This is a genomic window from Nocardia sp. NPDC052566 (assembly GCF_044547285.1).
Lineage (GTDB): Bacteria > Actinomycetota > Actinomycetes > Mycobacteriales > Mycobacteriaceae > Nocardia.
In genome coordinates this window covers 778,726-800,661 of sequence record NZ_JBIUAF010000003.1, presented here as the reverse complement: position 1 = coordinate 800,661, position 21,936 = coordinate 778,726, and the positions used below count along the sequence as shown (strand labels likewise).

The following is a 21,936-nucleotide window of genomic DNA, read 5'->3' as shown; positions in this document are numbered from 1 at the left end:
ACGTGCGGACATCGTGGTCGCCGGGTGGTCACCGGGGCGGGCGGTGCACCGATACCGTAGCGGCGGATCGGCAACCGTGACAGACTCGGTGGCCAGGCGGATGCGGTGGCGGTACGCGGAGGATCATGCGGGAAACGAGGGTCGCGATGGACGTGGATGCGATCGAGCGCCGGATCGCCGCGGATCGGTACGCGGCGACCGATCGGACGATGGAGCACGAACTCCAACTCGCCACCTCACTGTGCGATTTCGCGAAAGCCTTGCTCGCCACCGGGGTCGGCGGTCGGCGCGATCGCACACGCGAGGCGCTCGGACCTGCGGAGGAAGCGGTCGCCATCCGGCTGCGCTGGCTGGCGGCCGGACAGGTTTCGGCGCGGTTTGCCGGTGACGTGAACGAGGCGCTGCGACTGTTCGAGCAGTCGGCCCGCAACGGCGGCAGGCGCGATCTCACGGTCCGCACGATCCGGCGCGCCTGCGACACCTATCGTCAAGTGGCACAGACATATCCCACCGCCGCGGGCATGTGCGCCGACGGCCTCTCGAAGTGCGGCGTGTGGCTCGGCAGGCTCGATCAGGACGCGGCGGTATCGGCCACCGAGGACGCGGCGCAGATCCGCAGCATGATCGCCGCGGCGCAGCCGGAGCTGTCGGGCAAGTACCTGCAGAGCCTGAGCACCCTGCTGCGCACGCTCATGGTCGGCCGCTCGCGCAAGCAGGCCATCGCGATGTACCGCGAACGCTATGCGGCGATGACCTCGACGAATATGTCGATCCGCTTGCGCGCGTGCGGTATTCGCGATCTCGACCTCACTCCCAAGGCGCTCAACGCGCTGACCGAGCTGAACTGCCGCACGCTCGAACAGGCCGGGCACCTGACCCAGCAGCAGATCCTCTATCGGACCTCGGGCGATCTGTCGACGGTCGAGGAGATCAACTGGCGGCTCGCCCTCGTCGGATTGCGACCGCTCGCGCCCGGCGCCGAACCGGATCCGCCGGCACACCCGGTACAGATGGGCAGCACCTTCGGTGCGCTCTGTGTGCGGCTGCCCGGTCGCAATGCCGCGGCGATGCTGCGTGCGGCGATCATCGCCGCCTACGGCACCGACGACGTCTACCCGATCGATCGCGCCACCTATCTCGGATCCGACGAAAAGCGGCCGGAGATCACCGATCCCGAGCTCAACACCGCGGACACGCTCGGTGACGACGTGGTGCTGATCGATACGCCGTCCGGCGGCTGGGTCACCGTGATGAGCATGAACTGGGAGTTGGCCCCGCTCGGGAAACACCCACTGGCACTGCGGCTTTCCACCGACTGGCCGGTGATCAGCGTGACCCAGACCGCCGACGTCGCCTACGAACTGTGCTGGTACGAGAACGGTGTCGCCACCCAGTACGCGGGCCTCGGCAGGCCGAGCGGGCAGGCGCCGCTGGATACCCCGTTGCGGCCGTTGGACTTCGGCATCCTTGCCGAATACGGGGCGGGCCATGCGACCGAGGCGAAACTGCGTGCCGCGTTCGGCAACAACCAGATGTTCACCAAGCTGAGCGGTTTACCCGACAGCGGGCTGCGCCAGGTCGGCGCCGCGGGTATCGATCACGGCACGCATGTGCTGTATTTCGGCAAGACCGCGCCGTGATCGTTCCCGTTCGGGCTAACCCATGACTTCCCAGTGTGTTTCGAGCCGGGACAGGATGCCTGCGATCATCGTGTCGACCTTCGTCATCAGCTGCCCGGCACCCATGCCGATCGCCATCGGCGCATCGTCGAGCTCGATGACGTAGCGCCCGTCATCGGGTAGATCGCGCCACACCAGGGTCTGTTTGAGGATGCCGCGCCTACCGAACTTCGAATGTCCCTGGCGGACATTGATGACACCGGTCCGATCGGCCGGGGTATCGAAGAACCGTTCGGTGGGGCCGATGGTCGGCCGGTTCACCCGCTCTGTCACCAGACCGCGCGCGACCGGCTCCGCCTCCTCCTTCGGCCCGACATCGAGCGGAAAACTCTTCTGCTTGCCCGCGCCGACGTTCGGCAGTGTCGCGACGATCGCATCGGCCAGGCCGTGCGGGCCACACTCGGTGATCGTGAAACCACCGCTGTGCCAGGCCGTTTCACCGGGACGCTGCGTCAGGATGTAACCGCTGGCCCCGGAGCGCACGGCACGCGCCCTGATCCACTTCTGCGGATCCTCCTCGTTGCGGTCGTACCAGCCCATCGCCTGCACCAGCACCTCGGGACGCGCGATGACCTCGAGCACCTCGGCGATCGAGCCGTCCAGCGTATCCCGCAGCCGCTGCCTGATCTCCCAAGCGTTGCGCGCGTAATCGCTCTGGAACTCGAACCGGCTGGTGTAGGTCATCGGTTTCGGCGGCAGGTCGCCGCCGGTGTACTGCTCCCACAGCACGTCGAACTCGTCGTCGGTGAACTCCCACACCCGGGTCACGAATCAGCCGCCACGGTATGCCCACCCCGGGAATCCGCTTGGACCGCAACAGGTTCGGTGCCGGAGGCGAGGCCGGGCAGACCGGCCCATGATGGTGCGCCCGCGGCGGCGCCCGCCCCGATCCCTGGCAGCTGCACCACTGACGGTTGCGCCGCGGGCACGGAACCGATCACCCCGGTCAAGAACTCTTCGAGGCTTGGTAGCCGTGGTTGCGGCGCGAACCACGGAACGGACGCGCGCGGAAACAGTTTCGACGCACCGGTGGGTGTCGTCTGCGGCAACCCACCCGCGGGCACCGGCCGCGCCTCGGTCGGGACGATCTGACCGGGGACGGGCTCCTTGGGCGGGATGTGCATGAAGTCGGCCAGCGGCCGCAATTCCGGATTGGTCGCGATCATGTCGCGGATCTGCGGGAACTGCTCGAAGAACTTGTTGAAATCCGGAAACGGGTGCAGCGCCTGGAACTGTGCGATCGCCTGCGCCAGATTCGGAATGGCCTCCAGCCCCTTGGTCAGCGCGGTCACCAGCGGCGTGAGCACATCCGGGACGTTGCCGTTCCCATTTCCGTTACCGTTGTTGCCGTTACCGTTACCGTTACCATTCCCGTTGCCGCCGGGCTTATCTTTGTCGCCGGGCTTATCCTTGTCACCGGGCTTATCCTTGTCACCGGGCTTATCCTTGTCACCGGGCTTATCCTTGTCACCGGGCTTATCCTTATCACCCGGCTTATCCTTATCACCCGGCTTATCCTTACCGCCGGGCTTATCCTTGTCACCGGGCTTCTCTTTGCCATAACCGGGGTCAGGATCGTTCGGAAGCGGCGGCACCTTGGGCTTGCCCGCACCGCCAGGCTGCCCCTTGCCCCCACCACCGGGCAGGCCCCCACCACCGCCGGGCGAGCCCCCACCACCGCCGGGCTTCTCCGCACCACCGGGCGCACCAGGACCACCGGGCTTCTCCGCACCACCGGGCGCACCAGGACCACCGGGCTTCTCCGCACCACCGGGCGCACCAGGACCTCCCGGCTTCTCCGCACCGCCAGGCGCACCAGGACCACCGGGCTTCTCCGCACCGCCAGGCTTGCCAGGCGGGATAGCCTGGAGGTTCCCCGGCGGCGCGGGCGCATCCGTCAGCGGTGGGAATGCCGCGTCCGAGTGCTGCAGTCCGAATACGTAATGGTCACGGAATGCCCACCGGAATTCATCCTGATCGCGCATGTGGGCAAAGTTGCCGAAGAACCCGCCGACACCATTCGAAGGCATGAGGCTCTCGGTCATGGCCAGCCACCGCGCAACGTATTTCAGATTCTCACCGACGTGCGCCACCTGGCCGCCCAATGACTTGAAATTATCGTTGTACCCGGCAATGGCCTTGACGGCCTGCTCCCCGCCATAACCTTGCCAATTGTCTTTGGTCAGTGCGGCAACCTTTTTGTGCATCGCTTCGCCCGCCTCGCCGAGCTTATCCGCCACGTCGACCAATACCACCCCGGCCTGTCCCGCGGTTTCGTGGTAGATGTGCTCTTTGAGGAAATTGAGCCGGGCTATCGATATGCCCTTCCAGTTCTCCACCTCGATCGTCGGCGCGTCCATGCCGGTGATACTCGGGCCGACCTCCCCGGACTTGGGTCTGAACGCCGGCAGCTTCTTCTTGGCTTGCTCGTCGAGCGTGCCGTCCGCCGACGTCTTCATCCAGTCCGGACGTTTGGCGGGACCGTCGGAGTTGTATTTCTCGTACCAGCTATCCGTATCCGGATCCTCGTTGTATTTCGGCGGCTTGTACTTCAGGTCGCCCAGGCCTGGACTCGAGGAAATGTCGGCGAGTTCCTTGGTCGCATCACGGTATTTGCTGAGATCGTCCGCCGAAAGACCGTCCTGCGCAATATAATTGGCACCAGCGGTCTTGAACGTCTCGACGAGGTCGGCGAGATTCTGCTCGTGCTTCGCCAGGTTCTCTTTCAGCTGCGTGGTCTTCTTGTTGAACTTCTCGGCCAGGTCTTTCCCGGAACTCAGACCGCCGAAGTGGCTGACATCCTTGATATGCGCATCATCAGCGGCGCCGCTGAAAAGCTTGATCTGCCTGATCATCTCGGAACAGGCACTGGCGCAGTCGAGCGCCGCCTTCGGATTCACGTAGATGTTCCCCTGCTTCGCCTGATCTTTCAGACCGGCCCAGGGTGACGGACCACTTGCCATGTCGACGCTCCTTCGACGCCAACACGGCGCCCATACCTCATCAGCAACCTCGGCCGAGTCTAGGTCATGTGGGCGAAAGTTGACCGCCTCGAGCGTCGTTCGAGGTGGCCGGCGCCAATTCCTTACCAACTCCTAACATCCCGCCGGCAAGAATTCAGCGATGTAATGCCGTCCGGCAACCGTTGCGTCAACGACCCCGTGGCAGAACCATCATCACGCGGCGGGTGTGTGCGGAGCTGCTTGAATGGCGGAGTTACGGCCCCAGATGAACCAGACCAGCGGGCCGAGGAACGGGAAGGCCAGCATGAGCAGGATCCAGATGGCCTTACCGCCCGTCGCATAGTTGCGAGAGCGTAGCGCGCTGACCAAACCGGCGACGAAGAGAATGATCCCGCCGAGAGCGATGGCGATAGCGAAGACGGCGAGGGCGATCGAACCGGCGGTTTCACCGGCATCAGCCAGGTTGGATGCGGAAGCGAGGGCGATCGTTGTCATGCCATCCACGGTAGATGGGCGCATACCGACCGCGCATCGGTAATTAACCCTGAAGTTGCTTGCTCGATATCAGCCCTCGGGCGTACGACTCGAGGACTATCCGGCGTGGATCACCCACCTGACCGGCCGAGTCGCCACGTCCGCCGGACCGCGCATCGCGCGCACCCCACGCCCCGCCGCCGATCGCTTGATCGGATGCGCAATCCTGCGATCGCAAACGCGAATCTTGTTCCGCCCGAGATATTTTCACGTGAACTAATCGAACGGAATGTTTCGGCCCCTAACGGGCGATGCTCTACTGGAAGACGCGCCTTGACGGTGCCGATGTGGCGAGGCTCGGCGCGGCACCACTACTTCTATGCGAGTCGAGGCCCCACTCATGGACCAACTGGCGTTCGCCGATACACCGACGTCTCGGTGCGCCTTCTACCGACACACCTGTGGCCTGCCCGCCGGGATTCATCCGGAGATCGGGCGGATCGTCGTCAAGGCGGGAGCCGTCGGCGCGATCACCATGCCGGCCACCTTAGGTCAACGCGTTCGCGACGACTTATTACATAAACGCATCGCGTTGGGACCGATCATCTCTCATGCTCGGTCCGGTCGGTGGACGTTCCTGGTCCGTCCGGATGTCCGCGACGACGTGCAGGTGTTCGGCGAGTTGTTCCGGCTCAACGTGTCGATCGTGCCGATCGGCGGCGAGATCGCGCTCCCCTCCCCCGACGACGCGCGCACCGGCTACCGCCAGTGGGTGGTGCCGCCGCGGGACAATGCCCGCCCGTCCGGCCTGGATATCGTCGCCGCCGTCCGTTCCTGCGCCGAGCGTGCCAACTCCACCGATCGCCGAACCTCCCGACCCGCCGCCACGGTCTCCGCCTGACGGCGTCCGGCGCATGGTGTGCCGCCGTACCCCTCACCCGCGGCACACCATGCGGCCCGGCACCCCGGCCGTAGGGTTGACGTATGCGGAAATCGAATGACGAACGCGGCCTGCGCGCCAGACGGGCCAGGTCATTCGGCCCGCATGCCGCCGACTACGCGGAACATCGCCCGGACTATCCGGCCGCCGGAATCCGGTGGGCGCTGGAACCGGTTGCGAGCGAGCACATCCCGACCGTGCTCGATCTCGGCGCAGGCACCGGCAAGCTGACCGAGGGCCTGCTCGCGGTCGGCGCGTCGGTGCTCGCGGTCGAACCGGACGAGGCGATGCGCGCCGAACTGCTGCGCCGCCATCCGGAGGTCACCGCGCATCCCGGCACGGCGGAGGCGATTCCACTGCCCGACGCGTCGGTGGACGCGGTGCTGGCCGGGCAGGCCTTCCACTGGTTCGACCCGGAGCGCGCCTTCCCGGAAATCGCCCGCGTGCTGCGCACGGGCGGGGTGTTCGCGGCGCTCTGGAACGAGAACGACGTCAGGGTCGCCTGGGTCGCCGGTCTCAACCGCCTCACCCAGACGGCGGCATCGGTGCCCGGGATCCAAGGCGCCGACACCTTGCCGCCCCACCCCCTGTTCCCGAGCTTCGATCGTGCGGTGTTCGCGCATTCGCAGCGGCGCACCGCGGAATCCCTCGCGGCGACCATCGGCACCCACTCGCACACGCTGGTCATCCCGGAGCGCGATCGCACGGTCCTACTCGACCGAATCACCGCCTACCTGCGCACAACTCCGGAGACCGCGCGGGGCGAATTCGATCTGCCCCTGGTGACATCGGTGATTCGCGCGGTCCTGTAGCTCCGCCCGGACCCCGGACGCAAGCGTAATCGGTACCGAATTCGACCAGAACTACGCACACACTGCGTAGGTATTCCGCGTGGCCGCAACATGATTCGAGTAGTTGCCTACTCGGGCTCGACCACCCACCCCGGGCATACGGTTATCCCATCGTAGAAATCGGAAAGTGAAATACGAAGGGAGACAGCACCATACGCCCCTCGGCACCTGGAATGGTCAGGCGCACAAGGCGCGGGTGGAAGGAACGACGTCACCGATCCAGCGGCGGAGCTGGGTATCGCTCGGCAGCAACGTTGCCGTAGCGAGATCGACCAGGATGCGGGCCCGGCCCGCGGCGGCGTCGGTGCGACTCGGTTCCTCGCCGCACAGTGTGACCCGACCCGGAGTGTCGACCAGCCGTCAGCGACCGGATGCGTGCAGCCAGTCGGCGATATCGTCGATCACCTCGCGGTCGACATGCTGTGGGCGTTCGAGATCCGCGGGCAGAGGTACCCCGCTGCCTCGGTAGAACATGTGGTCCTCGCCGGGGTAGATCCGAATCGTCACCTCCGGCTTGTCGCCGAGGCCCGCCTGCCAGCCCGCCAGATCGTCGGCGACCGTCACGTTGTAGTCGCGGCCGCCCTGCAGGATGAGCATGGGTGTGTTCAGTGCCGCCGCGGTGGCGACCGGATCGTAGTCGCGCAGGTCGAGCCAGTAGGAGCCCGGCGCGCCGAAGGGTAGGTCGGACGGCGGAGTCGACACCGAAAGTTCGTGGCTGTCCACCAGTTTCGCCTGTTCGATCATGGTCTCGATGGGCGGAAGCGCGGCGAGCGTATCCGGCGCGATCTCGGCGAGCAACCGGGCCACCCGCACCATTGCCCACTGCATCGGCACGGTGTCGCCGGCCAGGATCACCACTCCCGCGACGGACGGCGCGGCCTCGGCCACCCGCGGCGCGAACTTGCCACCCATGCTGTGCCCGGCCACGAAGATCCGATCCGAATCGACCGCGGGCTCCGCACGCAGCAGCTCGATCGCCGAAACACCGTACGGCACATATTCATCGGCCGCGACGACACCGGGCGTGCCCCAGAACTCCGCGGCGTGCGTGAAGCTCGCCTTGTCGAACCGCAGCACCGCGATGCCACGACTCGCCAGCCCCCACGCGAGATCCTTGAGCGTCTTGTTCGGCCCGACCGTCGCATCGCGGTCGAACGGGCCGCCGCCACTGAGCAGAACCGCGGCCGGATGCGGCCCGGCGCCGCGCGGGATGCTCAGCGACGCGGCCACCGGCAGCGCACCCACATCCAGCGTCACCTCCCGCTCCTCGAAGGTCGTCACGTCCATGTACGCCGCGGGCTGCCACGTCGCCACATCGATCTGTCCCATTGCGGTCCTCCTGCGAAGCAATCATTCTCGACTTTGAGAACGTTATCAGTTGTGAGAACATTCGTAAATGGACACGATGGAGCTGCTGGTGCACCCGGTGCGACTGCGGATCGTGCACGCCATGTCGGGCGAGCAGATCCTCACCACCGCACAGTTGTGCGCCCGTCTGCCCGATGTCTCCAAGGCCACCGTGTACCGGCACGTCGAACTGCTCGCCGCCAACGGCGTGCTCGAGGTCGCCGACGAACAACGGATCCGCGGCGCGGTGGAGCGTCACTACCGGCTGCGCCGCGACCGCGCGGTGATCGATCCCGAACTGGCCGCGACCGCGACCACCGCCGACCACCGGCATATCTTCGCCTCGGCCATGGCCACCCTGCTCGCCGAGTTCAACGCCTATCTCGATACCGAAAACGCCGACCCGGCAGCCGATCTCGTCGGCTACCGGCAGCACTCGATCTGGCTCAGCCGCGACGAGCTCACCGCGCTGATCGACGATCTTCGCGCGGCCATCATCCCCCGCCTGGCCAATGCGGCCGCGCCGGACCGCAGACAGTACCTGCTCAGCCCGATTCAGTTCCCGATCGGGCAGCCGCAGGCCGAACCCGGCGCATAGCAAAGCGCCCGGTACCGAAGTACCGGGCGCTCAACGTTTTTCGGGCTCTATTCGTCACGCAGGGTGAGGATGCGCGGGCCGTCCTCGGTGACCGCGACGGTGTGCTCCCAGTGCGCGGCCCTGGTGCCGTCCAGCGTCACCACGGTCCAGTCGTCGTCGAGCACCTTGGTCTGGCTGGTGCCGAGAGTCAGCATCGGCTCGATCGCGAGCACCGAACCGACAACGAGCTTCGGGCCCTTGCCCGGATCGCCCTCGTTCGCCAGGAACGGATCCATGTGCATCTCGCGGCCGATGGCGTGGCCACCGTAGCCGTCGACGATGCCGTAGGCGCGGCCGTGCAACTCCTCCGCCGCGCGGGTGCCGAGTTCGATGGCGTGCGAGACATCGGTGAGCCGGTTGCCCGGCAGCATCGCCGCGATACCGGCCTCCATGGACAGCTTGGTGGCCTCGCTGAGCAGCCGGTCGGCCTCGATGATGGCGCCGACGCCGAAGGTCCAGGCCGAATCACCGTGCCAGCCATCGAGAATCGCGCCGCAGTCGATGGACACCAGATCGCCCTCGGTGAGGATTTCGGCGGCGGTCGGAATGCCGTGCACCACACGGTCGTTCACCGACGAGCAGATCGACCCGGGGAAGCCGTGGTACCCCTTGAAGGAAGGCACGGCCCCCGCATCGCGGATCACCTGCTCGGCGACCTCGTCCAGCTCCAGGGTGGACACACCCGGCTTGGCGGCAGCGCGCACCGCGACCAGGGCGCGGCCGACGATCGCGCCGGCCGCCGCCATGGCATCGAGTTCTCCGGCGGTGCGAAAAGGCACCACCTTCTTGGACTTACGCCCGAAGACCATACGGCCTCAGTGTCCCAGCGCTCGCAACGCGCGCGCGTTGACGTCGTCGACCTCGCCGACGCCGTCCACCGTGACCACCAGCCCGTCGTAGTGCTCGAGCAGCGGTTCGGTCTCGTCGCGGTACACCCGGAGCCGGTTGCGGATGACGTCCTCGTTGTCATCGGCGCGGCCACGCGCGAGCATCCGCTCGACCACGGTGTCCTCGGGCACGACGAAGCACAGGACGGCGTCCAGCTTCTTGTCCATATCGGCGAGGATCTTCTCCAGCGCGTCGGCCTGGTCGACCGTGCGCGGGTAGCCGTCCAGCACGAAGCCGTTCACGGCATCGGGCTCGCCGACGCGCGCCTCGACCATCCGGTTGGTCACGTCGCTGGGGACGAGATCGCCGTTGTCCATGTACTTCTGGGCCTCGCGGCCCAGCGGGGTCTGCTGGCTGATGTTCGCGCGGAACAAGTCCCCGGTGGAGATGTGCGGGACGCCCAGCTTTTCGGACAGCAGGACGGCCTGGGTGCCCTTGCCGGCACCCGGCGGACCGAGCAGAACAACTCTCACTTGAGGAACCCTTCGTAATTTCGATTCATCAGCTGGCTCTCGATCTGCTTCACGGTGTCGAGACCGACGCTCACCATGATCAGCACCGCGGTGCCGCCGAATGGGAGGTTCTGATTCTGACCGCCACCGATATCCAGGAACAGATTCGGTAGTACCGCGACGAGACCGAGGTAGATCGAGCCGGGGAGGGTGATTCGGCTCAGCACATAGTTCAGGTAGTCGGCGGTCGGCTTACCGGGACGATACCCCGGAATGAAGCCGCCGTACTTCTTCATCTCGTCGGCGCGTTCCTCCGGGTTGAAGGTGATCGCGACGTAGAAGTAGGTGAAGAACACGATCATCGCGAAGTAGATCGTGATGTAGACCGGGTTGCCCGGATTCACCAGGTACTTCTGGATGATCTCCTGCCACCAACTCGGATTCGTATTGTTGCGCGAGGAGGTCAGCTGCGCGATCAGGTTCGGCAGATACAGCAGCGAGGACGCGAAGATCACCGGGATGACACCGGCCTGATTGACCTTCAGCGGCAGATAGGTCGAGGAGCCGCCGTACATCTTCCGGCCGACCACACGCTTGGCGTACTGCACCGGAATTCGGCGCTGGCCCTGCTCGACATAGATGACGACCGCGATGATCGCCAGCGCGGCGACACACACCAGCCCGAAGACCAGGCCGCCGCGGTTGTCCAGAATGTTCTTGCCCTCGGAGGGAATTCGCGCCGCGATACCCGCGAAGATCAGCAGCGACATGCCGTTGCCGATACCGCGCTCGGTGATCTGCTCACCGAACCACATGACCAGGGCGGCGCCCGCGGTCATGACGAGCACGATGATGATCATGCCGAAAATGCCGGTGTCCGCGAGGATGTCCTTCTGGCAGCCCTGCAGCAGCTGACCGCGCGCCGCTAGCGCGACAAGGCCGGTGGCTTGCAGGATCGCCAGCGCGATCGACAGGTATCTGGTGTACTGCGTCATCTTGGTCTGGCCGGCTTGGCCTTCCTTGCGCAGTTCCTCGAACCGCGGGATGACGACAGTGAGCAGCTGAATGATGATGCTCGCGGTGATGTAGGGCATGATGCCGATCGCGAAGACCGACAGCTGTAGCAGCGCACCACCCGAGAACAGGTTGATCAGCTGATAGATACCGGCGGAATCACCGCCGGAGACCAGAGCGATACAGTCCTGCACCGCTTTGTAGTCGACGCCGGGAGACGGCAGCGAGGCACCCATCCGGTACAGCGCGAGCAGCCCCAGCGTGAAGAGAATCTTCCGCCGTAAGTCCGGAGTCCGGAAGGCCGATACGAAGGCGGAAAGCACAGATCCTCCTGGCGAACGACATGGTCATGCCATGGAATATTTCCCCACGGCGAGTCTTGGCAGACGACAACAATTGAACTCTAACAGTGGCACCGGACGAGCATTCACTCGTCCGGTGCCACTAATTGCAGAGTACCGTCAGCCCAGCTCGGTGACGGTGCCACCGGCCGCGGTGATCTTCTCCTTCGCGGCACCGGTGACCTTGTCGACGGTCACCTGGACGGCAACGCCGATCTCGCCATCGCCGAGGACCTTGACCAGCTGGTTCTTGCGAACCGCACCGGCGGCGACCAGCTCGGCCTTGCCGATCTGGCCACCCTCGGGGAACAGCTCGGCGATCTTGCCGATGTTCACAACCTGGTATTCCGTGCGGAACCGGTTCGTGAAGCCCTTGAGCTTGGGCAGCCGCATGTGAATCGGCATCTGCCCACCCTCGAAGGCGGCGGGGACGTTCTTGCGAGCCTTGGTGCCCTTGGTACCACGGCCCGCGGTCTTACCCTTGGAGCCCTCACCGCGACCCACACGGGTCTTCTCGGTCTTGGAGCCAGGGGCCGGACGCAGGTGATGCAACTTGATGGTCATGTCAGACCTCCTCAACTGTTACGAGGTGGCGCACGACGTTGATCAGCCCACGGTTCTGAGGATTGTCCTCACGAACCACGGTCTGGCGGATCTTGCGCAGGCCGAGCGTACGAAGGCTCTCCCGCTGGTTCGCCTTGGCGCCGATCGACGACTTGATCTGGGTCACCTTGAGATCTGCCATTTACCTGGCACCTCCCGCTGCCTGGGCGCGTGCGCGCAGCATGCCCGCGGGGGCGACGTCCTCGAGGGGCAGACCACGACGGGCCGCGACCTCTTCCGGACGCTGCAGCATCTTGAGCGCCGCAACCGTCGCGTGCACGACGTTGATGGCGTTGTCGCTACCGAGCGACTTCGCCAGAATGTCATGGATGCCAGCGCATTCCAGCACGGCGCGAGCCGCACCACCGGCGATCACACCGGTACCGGGCGAGGCCGGACGCAGCATGACCACACCGGCCGCCGCCTCACCCTGAACCGGGTGGGTGATGGTGGAGCCGATCATCGGAACGCGGAAGAAGTTCTTGCGAGCTTCCTCGACACCCTTCTGGATGGCCGCGGGAACTTCCTTGGCCTTGCCGTAGCCGACGCCGACCAGACCGTTGCCGTCACCGACGATCACGAGGGCGGTGAAGCTGAAGCGACGACCACCCTTCACGACCTTGGAGACGCGGTTGATCGCAACGACGCGCTCGAGCTGGTTCTTCTCCGCGGCGTTGTCGCGACGGTTGTCACCGCCACCACGACGATCGCGGCCACCGCCACGGCCGTCGCGGTTGTCGCCACCCGCGGCACCATTCTGTCCGGCGGGTCCGTTGCCGCCGTCACGCCTCTGACGTCCCGGCATCAGACGTTCCTTCCGTAAATGTTTGCAGTCATCAGAACTTCAACCCCGCTTCGCGAGCAGCGTCCGCAAGCGCGGCGATCCGGCCGTGGTAGTCGTGGCCACCACGGTCGAACACGACGGCCTCGACACCGGCGGCCTTGGCACGAGCGGCCAGCAGTTCGCCGACCTTCTTGCCCTTGGCCGACTTGTCGCCGTCGAGCGCGCGCACATCGGCCTCGATGGAGGACGCGGCGGCAATGGTCTTGCCGATCGAGTCGTCCACCAGCTGTGCGTGCAGGTGACGCGAAGAGCGGTTGACCACCAGGCGCGGACGCTCGGTGGTGCCGACGACCTTCTTGCGCAGACGGAAGTGACGGCGCGTCTTGGACAGACGACGCGCGGTCGACACGTCCTTGCCGCGCGGGATGCGCTTGGCCTTCTGGTTTTCGGTTTGCGCCATGATCACTTACCCGTCTTTCCGACCTTGCGGCGAACGACCTCGCCGGCGTAGCGGATGCCCTTGCCCTTGTACGGGTCGGGCTTACGCAGTCCGTGGATGACAGCGGAGATCTGGCCGACCTTCTGCTTGTCGATTCCGGACACGGAGAACTTGGTGGGCGATTCCACCGCGAAGGTGATGCCCTCGGGGGCGTCGATCGGCACCGGGTGCGAGTAGCCCAGAGCGAACTCCAGGTTCGAACCCTTGGCGGCGACACGGTAACCGACGCCGAAGATTTCCATCTTCTTCTCGTAGCCCTTGGTCACGCCTTCGACCATGTTGGCGACGAGGGTGCGGGTCAGGCCGTGCAGCGAGCGGTTCTGGCGCTCGTCGTTCGGGCGGACCACCTCGAGCTGGCCGTCTTCACCCTTGGCGACGGTGATCGGCTCGGCGACAACGTGGGTCAGGGTGCCCTTGGGGCCCTTGACCGACACGGTCTGGCCGTCGATGGTCACCTCGACGCCGGCGGGAATTGCGATGGGCTTCTTACCAATACGCGACATTAGTCCCTACCTCCCTTACCAGACGTAGGCGAGGACTTCGCCGCCCACGCCCTGCTTGGCCGCCTGACGATCGGTGAGCAGGCCGGTCGACGTGGAGATGATCGCCACGCCGAGGCCGCCCAGGACCTTGGGCAGGTTGGTGGATTTCGCGTACACGCGCAGACCGGGCTTGGAGACACGGCGCACGCCGGCAAGGCTGCGCTCGCGGCTCGGGCCGTACTTGAGGTCGACGATGAGCGTCTTGCCCACGGCCGCGTCCTCGGTCCGGTAGTCGGCGATGTAACCCTCGCGCTTGAGGATCTCGGCGATGTTCGCCTTGATCTTCGAGTGCGGAGCCTTCACCTGATCGTGGTACGCCGAGTTGGCGTTGCGCAGACGCGTCAGGAAGTCTGCGATCGGGTCAGTCATGGTCATGGATAGACCTCGACACCTTTCTCGCTGCGGTTCCCATGCAGCGCCGATCTCCGTGGAGATCGACCGTGGGCCTACAGCAATACGGCGGTCCGGCCGACACTTGCCGACCGGATGAGTTCTCATTACGAGTTCTCAGCGCCCGGGCCGCCCGCACGCCGATACAGTCACTGCATCAGGGATATGCGGACATAGAGGTGCCCAAGCAACCGGTCTAGTGTAGACAAGCCCCAGCTAGCCGCCAAATCCGCCCCCGATCCGCGCCCCCGTCGGCGGTCCCCGGGCCCTCGCCCCATGCTAGCTTCGCACCGTGCACGCCACCCCTGAACAAATGCACATGACAGCAACCCAGATGTCCGCGCAGGCAGACGGGTTCTGGCGGGACATCGAGGCGTTATCCAAGGAAGCCGAGACGCTCATGTCCAGCGACTGGGTCGGCGAAGCGGCCGAAACGCACGCGGTGCTGTGGACCGAGTGGGTGGATTCCGCCAAGAAGGTCGCCGCCGCCCTGAGCGAGGATGCGACGTTGATCCATCGGGCCGCCGACGCCTACTCGAGAACCGACTGCGACACCTCGGACGCCATCGCAGGCATCAGCATCGTCGGTTTGTGATGTCGGGTTACGTTGCCGACACCGAGCAGATCCTGGCCCTCGTCGAAAAGGCCCGACAAATCGGGCAGAAGATAGAGCAGCGCATCACCGACGTCGAACGCGACATCGCCGCGCTGCACATCGATTGGGCCGGCCAGGCCGCCGAAGTGCATCGAGCCAAGCATGACATCTGGCAAAACGAGATGAGCGATATGAGATCGGCGCTGGCCGATCTCGAATCCGCCGCCAAAGCCGCGCGCGATCGGTATCTGGCCAACGTCGCGCACAACAAGGGCATGTGGCCCTGATGGCGCCCATCACCATGAACCCGAGCGTCCTTTACGGTGCCGCGACGCTGTACGAAACGGCGCGCAACAACACCGAGGGCGTCATCAAGACCCTCGCCGCGGCACTCGACAAAGACTGGGGCTGTGCGGGCAGCGACAGCGCAGGACGCACTTGGTCGGGCAGTTACGACCCGGCCGCGTTCAACGGTATCGCCGCAGGTACGAATGTCGTCAATGGATTCGGCAAGCTACACGACCTGCTTGCCTTCACCGCGATCAATCACGTCAATACCGAGAAACTCAACAAGAAGCCGCCAGAGGTACCCGATCCGGCCCCTGCGGTGCTCAGCACCGCGACCGCGCCGACGTTCAAGGGCGCATTCGGTGGTGACACCGATCCCCCATTCGGCTGGGAGATGATCAGCAGCTGGCTCCAGGGACATACCTGGCCGAATGGGGATCCGGACAAGCTACGCAGACTCGCCACCGCGTGGCGGACCGCAGCCAAAGGTTTGCGCGATGCCAACAACGGCACCGAACAGGCGTGGCTGGATCTCGAGGAACTCGGTTCCGAGGAAATCCCGCAGGCCCTGGCACAAATGGACGCAGCGTTCACAGCCGCCGAGACAGTCGCAACGCAGTACGAGAATTTCGGCAGCTCGTGTGACGACTGGGCGCAGCAGATCGAGGACGTACACCGCAAGATCCTCGCCATTCTTGCCGGAGCGATCGGCATAGGCCTGATCGCAGGTGTCGTCGTCGGATTCTTCACCGCGGGAACAGGAGCCGTGGCGACCACCGCTGGCACCGGCAGCGCCGCGGGTGCCGCCGTCGTGACCATCCTCGTCGCATTCGACGCCGCAGCGGCACTCGCGACCGGGGCCACGGTCGCCGCCGGTGTCGCCGCAGTCGGTGTGGCGACGGATCTGCAACCCCTGCTGGAAGCCAATCCCACACAGTTCAACGCGAGCACGAGCGGGGGCGGAAACAATCACAGCTATGTCCCACCGCCAAAGGGCGGGTTATCCGGATTCCCGAAAGCGCGCCCGGTCAAGAAGATTGGACCACGGTATCGGCAGCGCTGGGAGGACGGTGACGGCAACACATACGAGTGGGACTACCAACATGGCACCGTAGAGAAGTACGGCAAGAACGGCAGGCACCTGGGCGAGTACGACCCGAACACCGGCGCGCAGACGAAGCCGCCGGAGCCCGGCCGCAAACCGGGGCGGTAAGTCATGGAAGGAGATCAAGTGAACTACCTGGAAGCCTACGACAAAAAGTCCGGACTGCTCGTTGTCGAATATCCGCTGATCGGCCTCGACCTGCCTGCGCTGAAGAAGCTGCTGAATATCGACGAAGGCATCGAGATATACGGGTTCGACGTGACCCCGGCACAGGTACGAGAGCTGGCTCGATACATCAGTGGTCCGTTCACGGCGGACGACACATGCGACTACCAGGTCGGCTTCTATCGCGAGTAGCCGGGCCAGTACCCGAGTCAGCCGATCATCAGGGAGTCGTCATGGATTATCTGGATCAATGGAACGAAGAGCAGCGCCGAGTGGCCGCCACATGGCGGCACAAGAATCACGCCTTACGGCAGGCGCTCGATCAGGTCACGGTCCGCGCAAGCTCTCGCAACGGCGAGTTGGGCGTCACGGTGAACGCCGAAGGCGGAGTCACCGATCTGCGACTTACAGGACAGGCACTGCGACTTGGGGAAGTGCAACTCGGACGGGTACTGCTGGAAACGATCCAGCGCGCGCAAGCCGACGCGCGACGCCAAGCCGAAGCCACCGCACGGCCGTACACCGATGATCCCGATGCCGCCGCCGCGCTGCGGTTCATCCGCGAGACGCTGGAGTAGCGACCTACCGCGGTGCCACGGCGAAAATCAGGGAGAAATCAGGGGGTGGGACGGTGGCGACCGGGGGCGTGGGACGCCACACTGGAGCGCGTGAATCACATGCCACTCGAGGTGGCACCGACGGGGAGGACGGGGGGTTATGACGACGCTTGCCCGGGGTGAGAATCGGCCCGCGCCTGCGGCACAGTTGACGGCGACCGTGACGTGCGCCGCGCCGGTCGACGTTTCCGCGCTGCTGCTCGGGACCGACGGGAAAGTCAGATCCGACGGCGATTTCGTGTTCTTCAACAATCCGGTCGGACCGGGTGTCACCTATCGGCACGGGCGCGGGCAGGGCGACATGGTGGATGTGAACACCGCCGGGCTGCCCCGCGACGTCGACCGGGTGGTGGTGACCGCCAGCCTGGACGGGTCGGGCCCGCCGACCTTCGCCGGTGCCGGATCGCTGGTCGCCTCGATCGGATCCGCCTCCGGGGCAATGACTTTCCAGATGACCGGGCTGACCACCGAGACCGCGGTGGTGTGCGTCGAGATCTACCGGCGCGGTGACCAGTGGAAGGTGCGTGCGGTCGGGCAGGGGTACGACGACGGGTTGGCCGGTATCGCGCGGGCGTTCGGTGTCAACGTCGACGACGAGCCCGCGGCGCCCACCCCGCCACCTGCCGCGAGGCAATCGCCTCCGCCTGCCCCGCCCGTCTATCAGCAGCCCGCCCCTGGATACCGGCAACCTCCGGCGCCGCCGGCCTATGCGCCCGCGCCGCAGCCTCCCGGATATCAGCAGCCGCCCGCGCAAGCTCCGTACCCGCCCGGCCAGCAGTCGTATCCGCCTGCGGCAGCCCAGCATTCGACACCCAGCTACCAGCCTTCATCTCAGCAAGGAGCGCTGCCCATGCAGAGCGAACTGTTCGACGCCAGCCACGCCGAGGTCAACGGTGTCGGCATCCAGAAGCAGGGCGGCAAGATGATCAAGGTCGCCGTCAACGGGGAGACCATGGCGCGCGCCGGATCCATGGTCGCCTACCAGGGTGACCTGCACTTCCAGGCGCTCGGCTCCGGCGGCATCGGCCGCGCCATCCAGGCGCGGCTCACCGGCGAGGGCGTGCCGTTGATGAAGGTGTCCGGCCGCGGCGATCTGTTCCTTGCCAATGCCGCCTCCGATGTGCACATCGTCGACCTCGACGGCAGCGACGGCCTCACCGTCAACGGCGCCAACGTGCTCGCCTTCGACCCCTCACTGCGCTACGACATCAAACGGGTGCAGGGCGCCGCCGGTCTCGCCAGCAACGCGGGCCTGTTCAACTGCGTCTTCACCGGACGCGGTCGCATCGCCATCACCACCGAGGGCTCGCCGGTGGTGTTGAACGTCGACCAGCCGACCTACGCCGACCCGCAGGCGGCGGTGGCCTGGTCGTCCAGCCTCCAGACCGGCATCAAGCGCAACGACTCCTTCGGCCTCGGCAGGCTCATCGGCCGCAGCACCGGCGAGGGGCTCACCCTGTCTTTCTCCGGCCGCGGATTCGTCATCGTGCAACCCTCCGAACTCCCCCCGGGCGGCTTCCTCGGCGGCACCGGCGGCGGCCAGGAAGCGGGCCAGAGCGGCGGCGTACTCGGCGGTCTTTTCGGCTGAGACCTCGTCGAGCGCAGTCATATGGCCCCTGTATACGGCGTGTCGTACGGCCGTTCGACTGCGCTCGGCGCACGCACCGGACCTGATAGCGCCGCGATCCGTCTGGGTGGATGAATCACAGTGCGATAAGGGAATTCGCGTGATCGCACCGGCGCGTTCGTCCATCGCGTTGTTGGTGAGCCCGGATATTCAGGCCCGGACCGACCTGCGGTGGCGCCATGGATGAAAGTCACGTTGCGTGATTCGAAAATCCGCCTTACCGTGCGAAGAGTTCGTCTTGTTGACCAGCCGGGGATGGCCCCGGGATAGACCCTCGAGTCCGATGCCGACGTAAGGCGGTAGCTCGTTGACCGACAGTCGATCGACGTTTCGAACCTGGTGGCGCGACCGGGTCGATTACGGCTGGCTGGTCGAGACCTTGCAATCGCACGGGGCACTCGGCCGATTCAAATTCATGCTCGGGGCCGGCGGCATCGTCATGCTGGTGATCGCGGTGCTGGCGATGCTGGCCCAGGCCGATGTGGCGGGACCGCCGGGGCCGGTGCAAGGCGGTATCGAGGCAGCCGTCGCCGGTGTGTGGACCGTGCGCTGGTGGTTCTTTCCATGGCCGCGGGAAACCGAGTCGCTGATCTGGATCGCGCTGTTCGATCTCGATGCCGCCGCCAACACCGTGCTGGTCCACGATCGAGTAATCGGCGTGCTCGGGATCGTGCTGCTGATGGCGATGGGCGGATATGTCACCGTGTTCCACGGTCCGCGCGTGCTTGCACTGCACGTCGGCTGGTCGCTTATGGCCAGCGTGCTGTTGGCGGGCCTGATCGCTATCGGCGTCCTGCCCGATAACGAACGCGGCAACGGACATTGGCGTGAGGATCTCGCCCTCGGCCTTGCCATCGTGCTGGTCATGCTTGTGGTGGTCGGCGTCATCCTCCCCTTCGTGCAGTACTGCAACTGGGTCCTGCGGGTGGACGCATTGACCGACCCGTTGACCAAACTGCTCAACCGCCGCGGCCTCGACTCCTACCTGCCCGCGCGCATCCGCCGCTGCCGCGGCCGCACCGCCTATGTCGCCACCCTCGACCTGGACCGGTTCAAGGCGGTCAACGACACCTTCGGCCATCCACTCGGCGACGAGGTGCTGGTCAAAACGGCCCAGCGGCTGCGCGAAGCGGGCGACCCCGGCGCGCTCATCGCCCGCACCGGCGGCGAGGAATTCGTGGTCGTCGGTTATCTGCGCGATGACCCCGCCACCGTCGGCGAGCGACTACGCCACGCCATCGAAACCATGCCCGATGTCCCCACCGCCATCACCGCCAGCGTCGGCATCTCGGTTCACGACACCTCGCGCTCCGCCATCAAATTCACCGAGGCCGCCTACCGCGACCTGATCCGCGGCTCCGACTCCGCCATGTACCGCGCAAAACACCTGGGCGGCAACACCGTCGTGATCGCCGACCAAACCGAACCCCCGTCAACCCCCTCCGGCCCCCTACCAACCGCCGTCCCCATCGGCAACTGATCGAATTCCCCACTAGGGACTCGCCCCACCCGCTGGACGCAACACTGACCGGCACCCAACTACCGAGCTTACGATTGGTTCATGGCGAGTCCGCGCATCGAACGGCCCGACCTTCCCGAACACATGACATGGGAGGAACTCGAGCAGCTGCCCGACGAGATTGCCGGGCAGATCGAACTGTGGGATGGGCGGGTTGTCTGGGTATGGCGCGGCCCTGCCGAACATCAGGAATTCACCAACCTCCTGTGGAGCGGCCTGCGTCGATGCGCTCGCGAACACATGTCCGCAGACCCGGAGCAGTGCTGGCGGGTCCACACGGAAACGAATATCTTCTTCGGCACATCCGGAAAGTCCGATTTCGTTACGCCGGACTTCCTGGTGCACCGTTGCCTGCCCGCCCCCTACCAAGATGTTCGCGCTGACGACGTCCTACTGGTTGGTGAGGTCTTGTCACCCTCGAACACGCAGACCGACATCGACGAAAAGAAGGCACGCTACGCCAAGGCAGGCATTCCTTGGTACTGGGAGGTGGCACTCGAACGCGAGAAGAGCGCGATCGCCATGGTTCGCGCCTTCGCACTCGAAGCCACCCACGGGGAACTCCCGGCAGGAGTACACCCGCTGTACCCGGCCAACTATCTGCTGATCGGAAAATGGACACCGCGCAATACCCCGTCGATCGATATCGACTTCCCGTTCCCCATCACGATCCCTTGGACCGAACTCGAATTCTGAACGCCGCCATCCGATGTCATGGCTGATTCGCTGCGCGGCGGTGAAAACGATGCGCGCCAGCGGGATTCGCGCGCGCCAGGCGGGTGAACAGGACAGGGACCCCGGCCGGAGCTGGGGTCCCTGTCTTGGTGTTCAGTTGGGTGCGCTCACGAGGAGCGCGGGCTCACCAGGAGCTCTTGTGCACGCCCGGGAGTTCGCCGCGGTGGGCCATCTCGCGCAGGCAGACACGGCACAGGCCGAACTTGCGGTAGACGGCGTGCGGGCGACCGCACCGCTGGCAGCGGGTGTAGGCGCGAACCGCGAACTTCGGCTTGGCGTTGGCCTTGTTGACCAGTGCTTTCTTGGCCATGTGCTCAGTTCTCCTTGAACGGGAAGCCGAGGTGCTTGAGCAGCGCGCGGCCTTCTTCGTTGTTGGTCGCGGTGGTGACCACGGTGATGTCCATACCACGCGGACGGTCGATGGAGTCCACGTCGATCTCGTGGAACATCGACTGCTCGCTCAGGCCGAACGTGTAGTTGCCGTTGCCGTCGAACTGCTTCGGCGACAGGCCGCGGAAGTCGCGGATACGGGGCAGCGCGATGGAGACCAGGCGGTCCAGGAACTCCCACATGCGGTCGCCGCGCAGGGTGACCTTCGCGCCGATCGGCATGCCCTCGCGCAGCTTGAACTGCGCGATCGACTTGGTGGCCTTGCGGATCTCGGGCTTCTGACCGGTGATCAGTTCCAGATCCTTGACGGCGCCGTTGATCAGCTTCGCGTCACGGGCGGCGTCGCCGACACCCATGTTCACGACAACCTTGACCACGCCCGGGATCTGCATCACGTTGGCGTAGTCGAACTCGCTGTTCAGCGCGTCCTTGATCTCGGCACGGTAGCGCGCCTTCAGACGCGGCTGGGTCTTGTTCTCAGTCGTGGTCAT

At 65.5% G+C, this 21,936-nt stretch carries 27 protein-coding genes; 12 read left to right on the top strand and 15 right to left on the bottom strand.

Features of this window, described 5'->3' with window-relative positions; translation table 11 throughout:
- The first annotated feature begins 125 nt into the window (after positions 1–125).
- On the top strand, positions 126–1,640 hold the full coding sequence (locus tag ACIG5A_RS17785) for a hypothetical protein (protein ID WP_397241282.1): 1,515 nt from the start codon (positions 126–128) through the stop codon (positions 1,638–1,640).
- 15 nt (positions 1,641–1,655) lie between these two features.
- Here ACIG5A_RS17785 and ACIG5A_RS17780 read toward each other — a convergent pair whose 3' ends face one another.
- The 3 genes from ACIG5A_RS17780 to ACIG5A_RS17770 all read right to left on the bottom strand — a co-directional run bounded on the left by ACIG5A_RS17780 (position 1,656) and on the right by ACIG5A_RS17770 (position 5,137).
- Positions 1,656–2,447: an ESX secretion-associated protein EspG gene (locus tag ACIG5A_RS17780; RefSeq protein WP_397241281.1), complete on the bottom strand. Its 792-nt coding sequence runs from the start codon at positions 2,445–2,447 to the stop codon at positions 1,656–1,658.
- Positions 2,444–4,642, bottom strand: coding sequence for a hypothetical protein (locus ACIG5A_RS17775; protein ID WP_397241280.1), 2,199 nt, complete (start codon positions 4,640–4,642; stop codon positions 2,444–2,446). Before ACIG5A_RS17775 ends, ACIG5A_RS17780 begins: the two co-directional genes overlap by 4 nt.
- 213 nt (positions 4,643–4,855) lie before the next feature.
- Positions 4,856–5,137 (bottom strand): PLD nuclease N-terminal domain-containing protein, encoded by a 282-nt coding sequence (locus ACIG5A_RS17770; protein WP_397241279.1) that lies wholly within the window; start codon positions 5,135–5,137, stop codon positions 4,856–4,858.
- 379 nt (positions 5,138–5,516) lie between these two features.
- On the opposite strand from ACIG5A_RS17770, the gene ACIG5A_RS17765 reads away from it, so the two are divergent.
- Together ACIG5A_RS17765 and ACIG5A_RS17760 are read left to right on the top strand one after the other, a co-directional pair.
- Complete coding sequence (locus tag ACIG5A_RS17765; RefSeq protein WP_397241278.1) at positions 5,517–6,017, top strand: DNA-directed RNA polymerase subunit beta; 501 nt, start codon at positions 5,517–5,519, stop codon at positions 6,015–6,017.
- 83 nt (positions 6,018–6,100) lie between these two features.
- A complete protein-coding gene (locus ACIG5A_RS17760) occupies positions 6,101–6,868 on the top strand; it encodes a class I SAM-dependent methyltransferase (RefSeq protein ID WP_397241277.1) in 768 nt (255 codons plus the stop codon).
- A gap of 399 nt (positions 6,869–7,267) precedes the next feature.
- On the opposite strand, the gene ACIG5A_RS17755 is transcribed toward ACIG5A_RS17760, so the two are convergent.
- The gene (locus ACIG5A_RS17755; RefSeq protein WP_397241276.1) at positions 7,268–8,236 is read right to left on the bottom strand and encodes an alpha/beta hydrolase family protein; all 969 of its coding nucleotides are present in this window, start codon (positions 8,234–8,236) and stop codon (positions 7,268–7,270) included.
- A gap of 67 nt (positions 8,237–8,303) precedes the next feature.
- Between ACIG5A_RS17755 and ACIG5A_RS17750 the strand changes: the two genes are divergently transcribed.
- On the top strand, positions 8,304–8,852 hold the full coding sequence (locus ACIG5A_RS17750) for a helix-turn-helix domain-containing protein (RefSeq protein ID WP_397241275.1): 549 nt from the start codon (positions 8,304–8,306) through the stop codon (positions 8,850–8,852).
- Positions 8,853–8,899: 47 nt separating this feature from the next.
- On the opposite strand, the gene map is transcribed toward ACIG5A_RS17750, so the two are convergent.
- The 9 genes from map to rpsH all read right to left on the bottom strand — a co-directional run bounded on the left by map (position 8,900) and on the right by rpsH (position 14,389).
- Complete coding sequence (map, locus tag ACIG5A_RS17745) at positions 8,900–9,700, bottom strand: type I methionyl aminopeptidase (protein WP_397241274.1); 801 nt, start codon at positions 9,698–9,700, stop codon at positions 8,900–8,902.
- 6 nt (positions 9,701–9,706) lie between these two features.
- Positions 9,707–10,252, bottom strand: a complete 546-nt coding sequence (locus tag ACIG5A_RS17740; protein ID WP_397241273.1) for an adenylate kinase — start codon at positions 10,250–10,252, stop codon at positions 9,707–9,709.
- A complete protein-coding gene (gene secY, locus ACIG5A_RS17735) occupies positions 10,249–11,568 on the bottom strand; it encodes a preprotein translocase subunit SecY (RefSeq protein ID WP_397241272.1) in 1,320 nt (439 codons plus the stop codon). Before secY ends, ACIG5A_RS17740 begins: the two co-directional genes overlap by 4 nt.
- Positions 11,569–11,706: 138 nt before the next feature.
- Positions 11,707–12,150 carry a 50S ribosomal protein L15 gene (gene rplO, locus ACIG5A_RS17730; RefSeq protein ID WP_397241271.1) on the bottom strand — a complete coding sequence of 148 codons (444 nt, stop codon included), beginning with the start codon at positions 12,148–12,150 and terminating at the stop codon, positions 11,707–11,709.
- 1 nt (position 12,151) lies between these two features.
- Positions 12,152–12,331 (bottom strand): 50S ribosomal protein L30, encoded by a 180-nt coding sequence (gene rpmD, locus ACIG5A_RS17725; protein WP_062983142.1) that lies wholly within the window; start codon positions 12,329–12,331, stop codon positions 12,152–12,154.
- Positions 12,332–12,994: a 30S ribosomal protein S5 gene (rpsE, locus tag ACIG5A_RS17720; protein WP_397241270.1), complete on the bottom strand. Its 663-nt coding sequence runs from the start codon at positions 12,992–12,994 to the stop codon at positions 12,332–12,334.
- A 31-nt stretch (positions 12,995–13,025) separates the two neighbouring features.
- Positions 13,026–13,433 (bottom strand): 50S ribosomal protein L18, encoded by a 408-nt coding sequence (rplR, locus tag ACIG5A_RS17715; RefSeq protein WP_397241269.1) that lies wholly within the window; start codon positions 13,431–13,433, stop codon positions 13,026–13,028.
- A 2-nt stretch (positions 13,434–13,435) separates the two neighbouring features.
- Positions 13,436–13,975, bottom strand: a complete 540-nt coding sequence (gene rplF, locus ACIG5A_RS17710) for a 50S ribosomal protein L6 (RefSeq protein WP_397241268.1) — start codon at positions 13,973–13,975, stop codon at positions 13,436–13,438.
- 15 nt (positions 13,976–13,990) lie between these two features.
- Positions 13,991–14,389 carry a 30S ribosomal protein S8 gene (gene rpsH, locus ACIG5A_RS17705; RefSeq protein WP_397241267.1) on the bottom strand — a complete coding sequence of 133 codons (399 nt, stop codon included), beginning with the start codon at positions 14,387–14,389 and terminating at the stop codon, positions 13,991–13,993.
- Between the two features lie 307 nt (positions 14,390–14,696).
- Here rpsH and ACIG5A_RS17700 point away from each other — a divergent pair, with 307 nt between their 5' ends.
- From ACIG5A_RS17700 to ACIG5A_RS17665, 8 genes are all read left to right on the top strand, one after another.
- Positions 14,697–14,999 carry a WXG100 family type VII secretion target gene (locus tag ACIG5A_RS17700; protein ID WP_397241266.1) on the top strand — a complete coding sequence of 101 codons (303 nt, stop codon included), beginning with the start codon at positions 14,697–14,699 and terminating at the stop codon, positions 14,997–14,999.
- Entirely contained in the window at positions 14,999–15,286 is a 288-nt protein-coding gene (locus ACIG5A_RS17695; RefSeq protein ID WP_397241846.1) for a WXG100 family type VII secretion target, read from the top strand. The genes ACIG5A_RS17700 and ACIG5A_RS17695 overlap by 1 nt, the downstream gene beginning before the upstream one ends.
- Positions 15,286–16,500, top strand: a complete 1,215-nt coding sequence (locus ACIG5A_RS17690; protein ID WP_397241265.1) for a colicin E3/pyocin S6 family cytotoxin — start codon at positions 15,286–15,288, stop codon at positions 16,498–16,500. The genes ACIG5A_RS17695 and ACIG5A_RS17690 overlap by 1 nt, the downstream gene beginning before the upstream one ends.
- A gap of 18 nt (positions 16,501–16,518) precedes the next feature.
- Positions 16,519–16,749 (top strand): hypothetical protein, encoded by a 231-nt coding sequence (locus tag ACIG5A_RS17685; protein ID WP_397241264.1) that lies wholly within the window; start codon positions 16,519–16,521, stop codon positions 16,747–16,749.
- A gap of 41 nt (positions 16,750–16,790) precedes the next feature.
- Positions 16,791–17,135: a YbaB/EbfC family nucleoid-associated protein gene (locus ACIG5A_RS17680; RefSeq protein WP_397241263.1), complete on the top strand. Its 345-nt coding sequence runs from the start codon at positions 16,791–16,793 to the stop codon at positions 17,133–17,135.
- A 139-nt stretch (positions 17,136–17,274) separates the two neighbouring features.
- Positions 17,275–18,762: an AIM24 family protein gene (locus tag ACIG5A_RS17675; RefSeq protein ID WP_397241262.1), complete on the top strand. Its 1,488-nt coding sequence runs from the start codon at positions 17,275–17,277 to the stop codon at positions 18,760–18,762.
- 346 nt (positions 18,763–19,108) lie between these two features.
- Entirely contained in the window at positions 19,109–20,281 is a 1,173-nt protein-coding gene (locus ACIG5A_RS17670; RefSeq protein WP_397241261.1) for a diguanylate cyclase domain-containing protein, read from the top strand.
- Positions 20,282–20,362: 81 nt separating this feature from the next.
- Positions 20,363–21,016 (top strand): Uma2 family endonuclease, encoded by a 654-nt coding sequence (locus ACIG5A_RS17665; RefSeq protein WP_397241260.1) that lies wholly within the window; start codon positions 20,363–20,365, stop codon positions 21,014–21,016.
- Between the two features lie 163 nt (positions 21,017–21,179).
- Here the strand turns inward: ACIG5A_RS17665 and ACIG5A_RS17660 are convergent, their stop codons facing one another.
- Together ACIG5A_RS17660 and rplE are read right to left on the bottom strand one after the other, a co-directional pair.
- Positions 21,180–21,365, bottom strand: a complete 186-nt coding sequence (locus tag ACIG5A_RS17660; RefSeq protein WP_014981705.1) for a type Z 30S ribosomal protein S14 — start codon at positions 21,363–21,365, stop codon at positions 21,180–21,182.
- Between the two features lie 4 nt (positions 21,366–21,369).
- Positions 21,370–21,936 carry a 50S ribosomal protein L5 gene (gene rplE, locus ACIG5A_RS17655; RefSeq protein WP_397241259.1) on the bottom strand — a complete coding sequence of 189 codons (567 nt, stop codon included), beginning with the start codon at positions 21,934–21,936 and terminating at the stop codon, positions 21,370–21,372.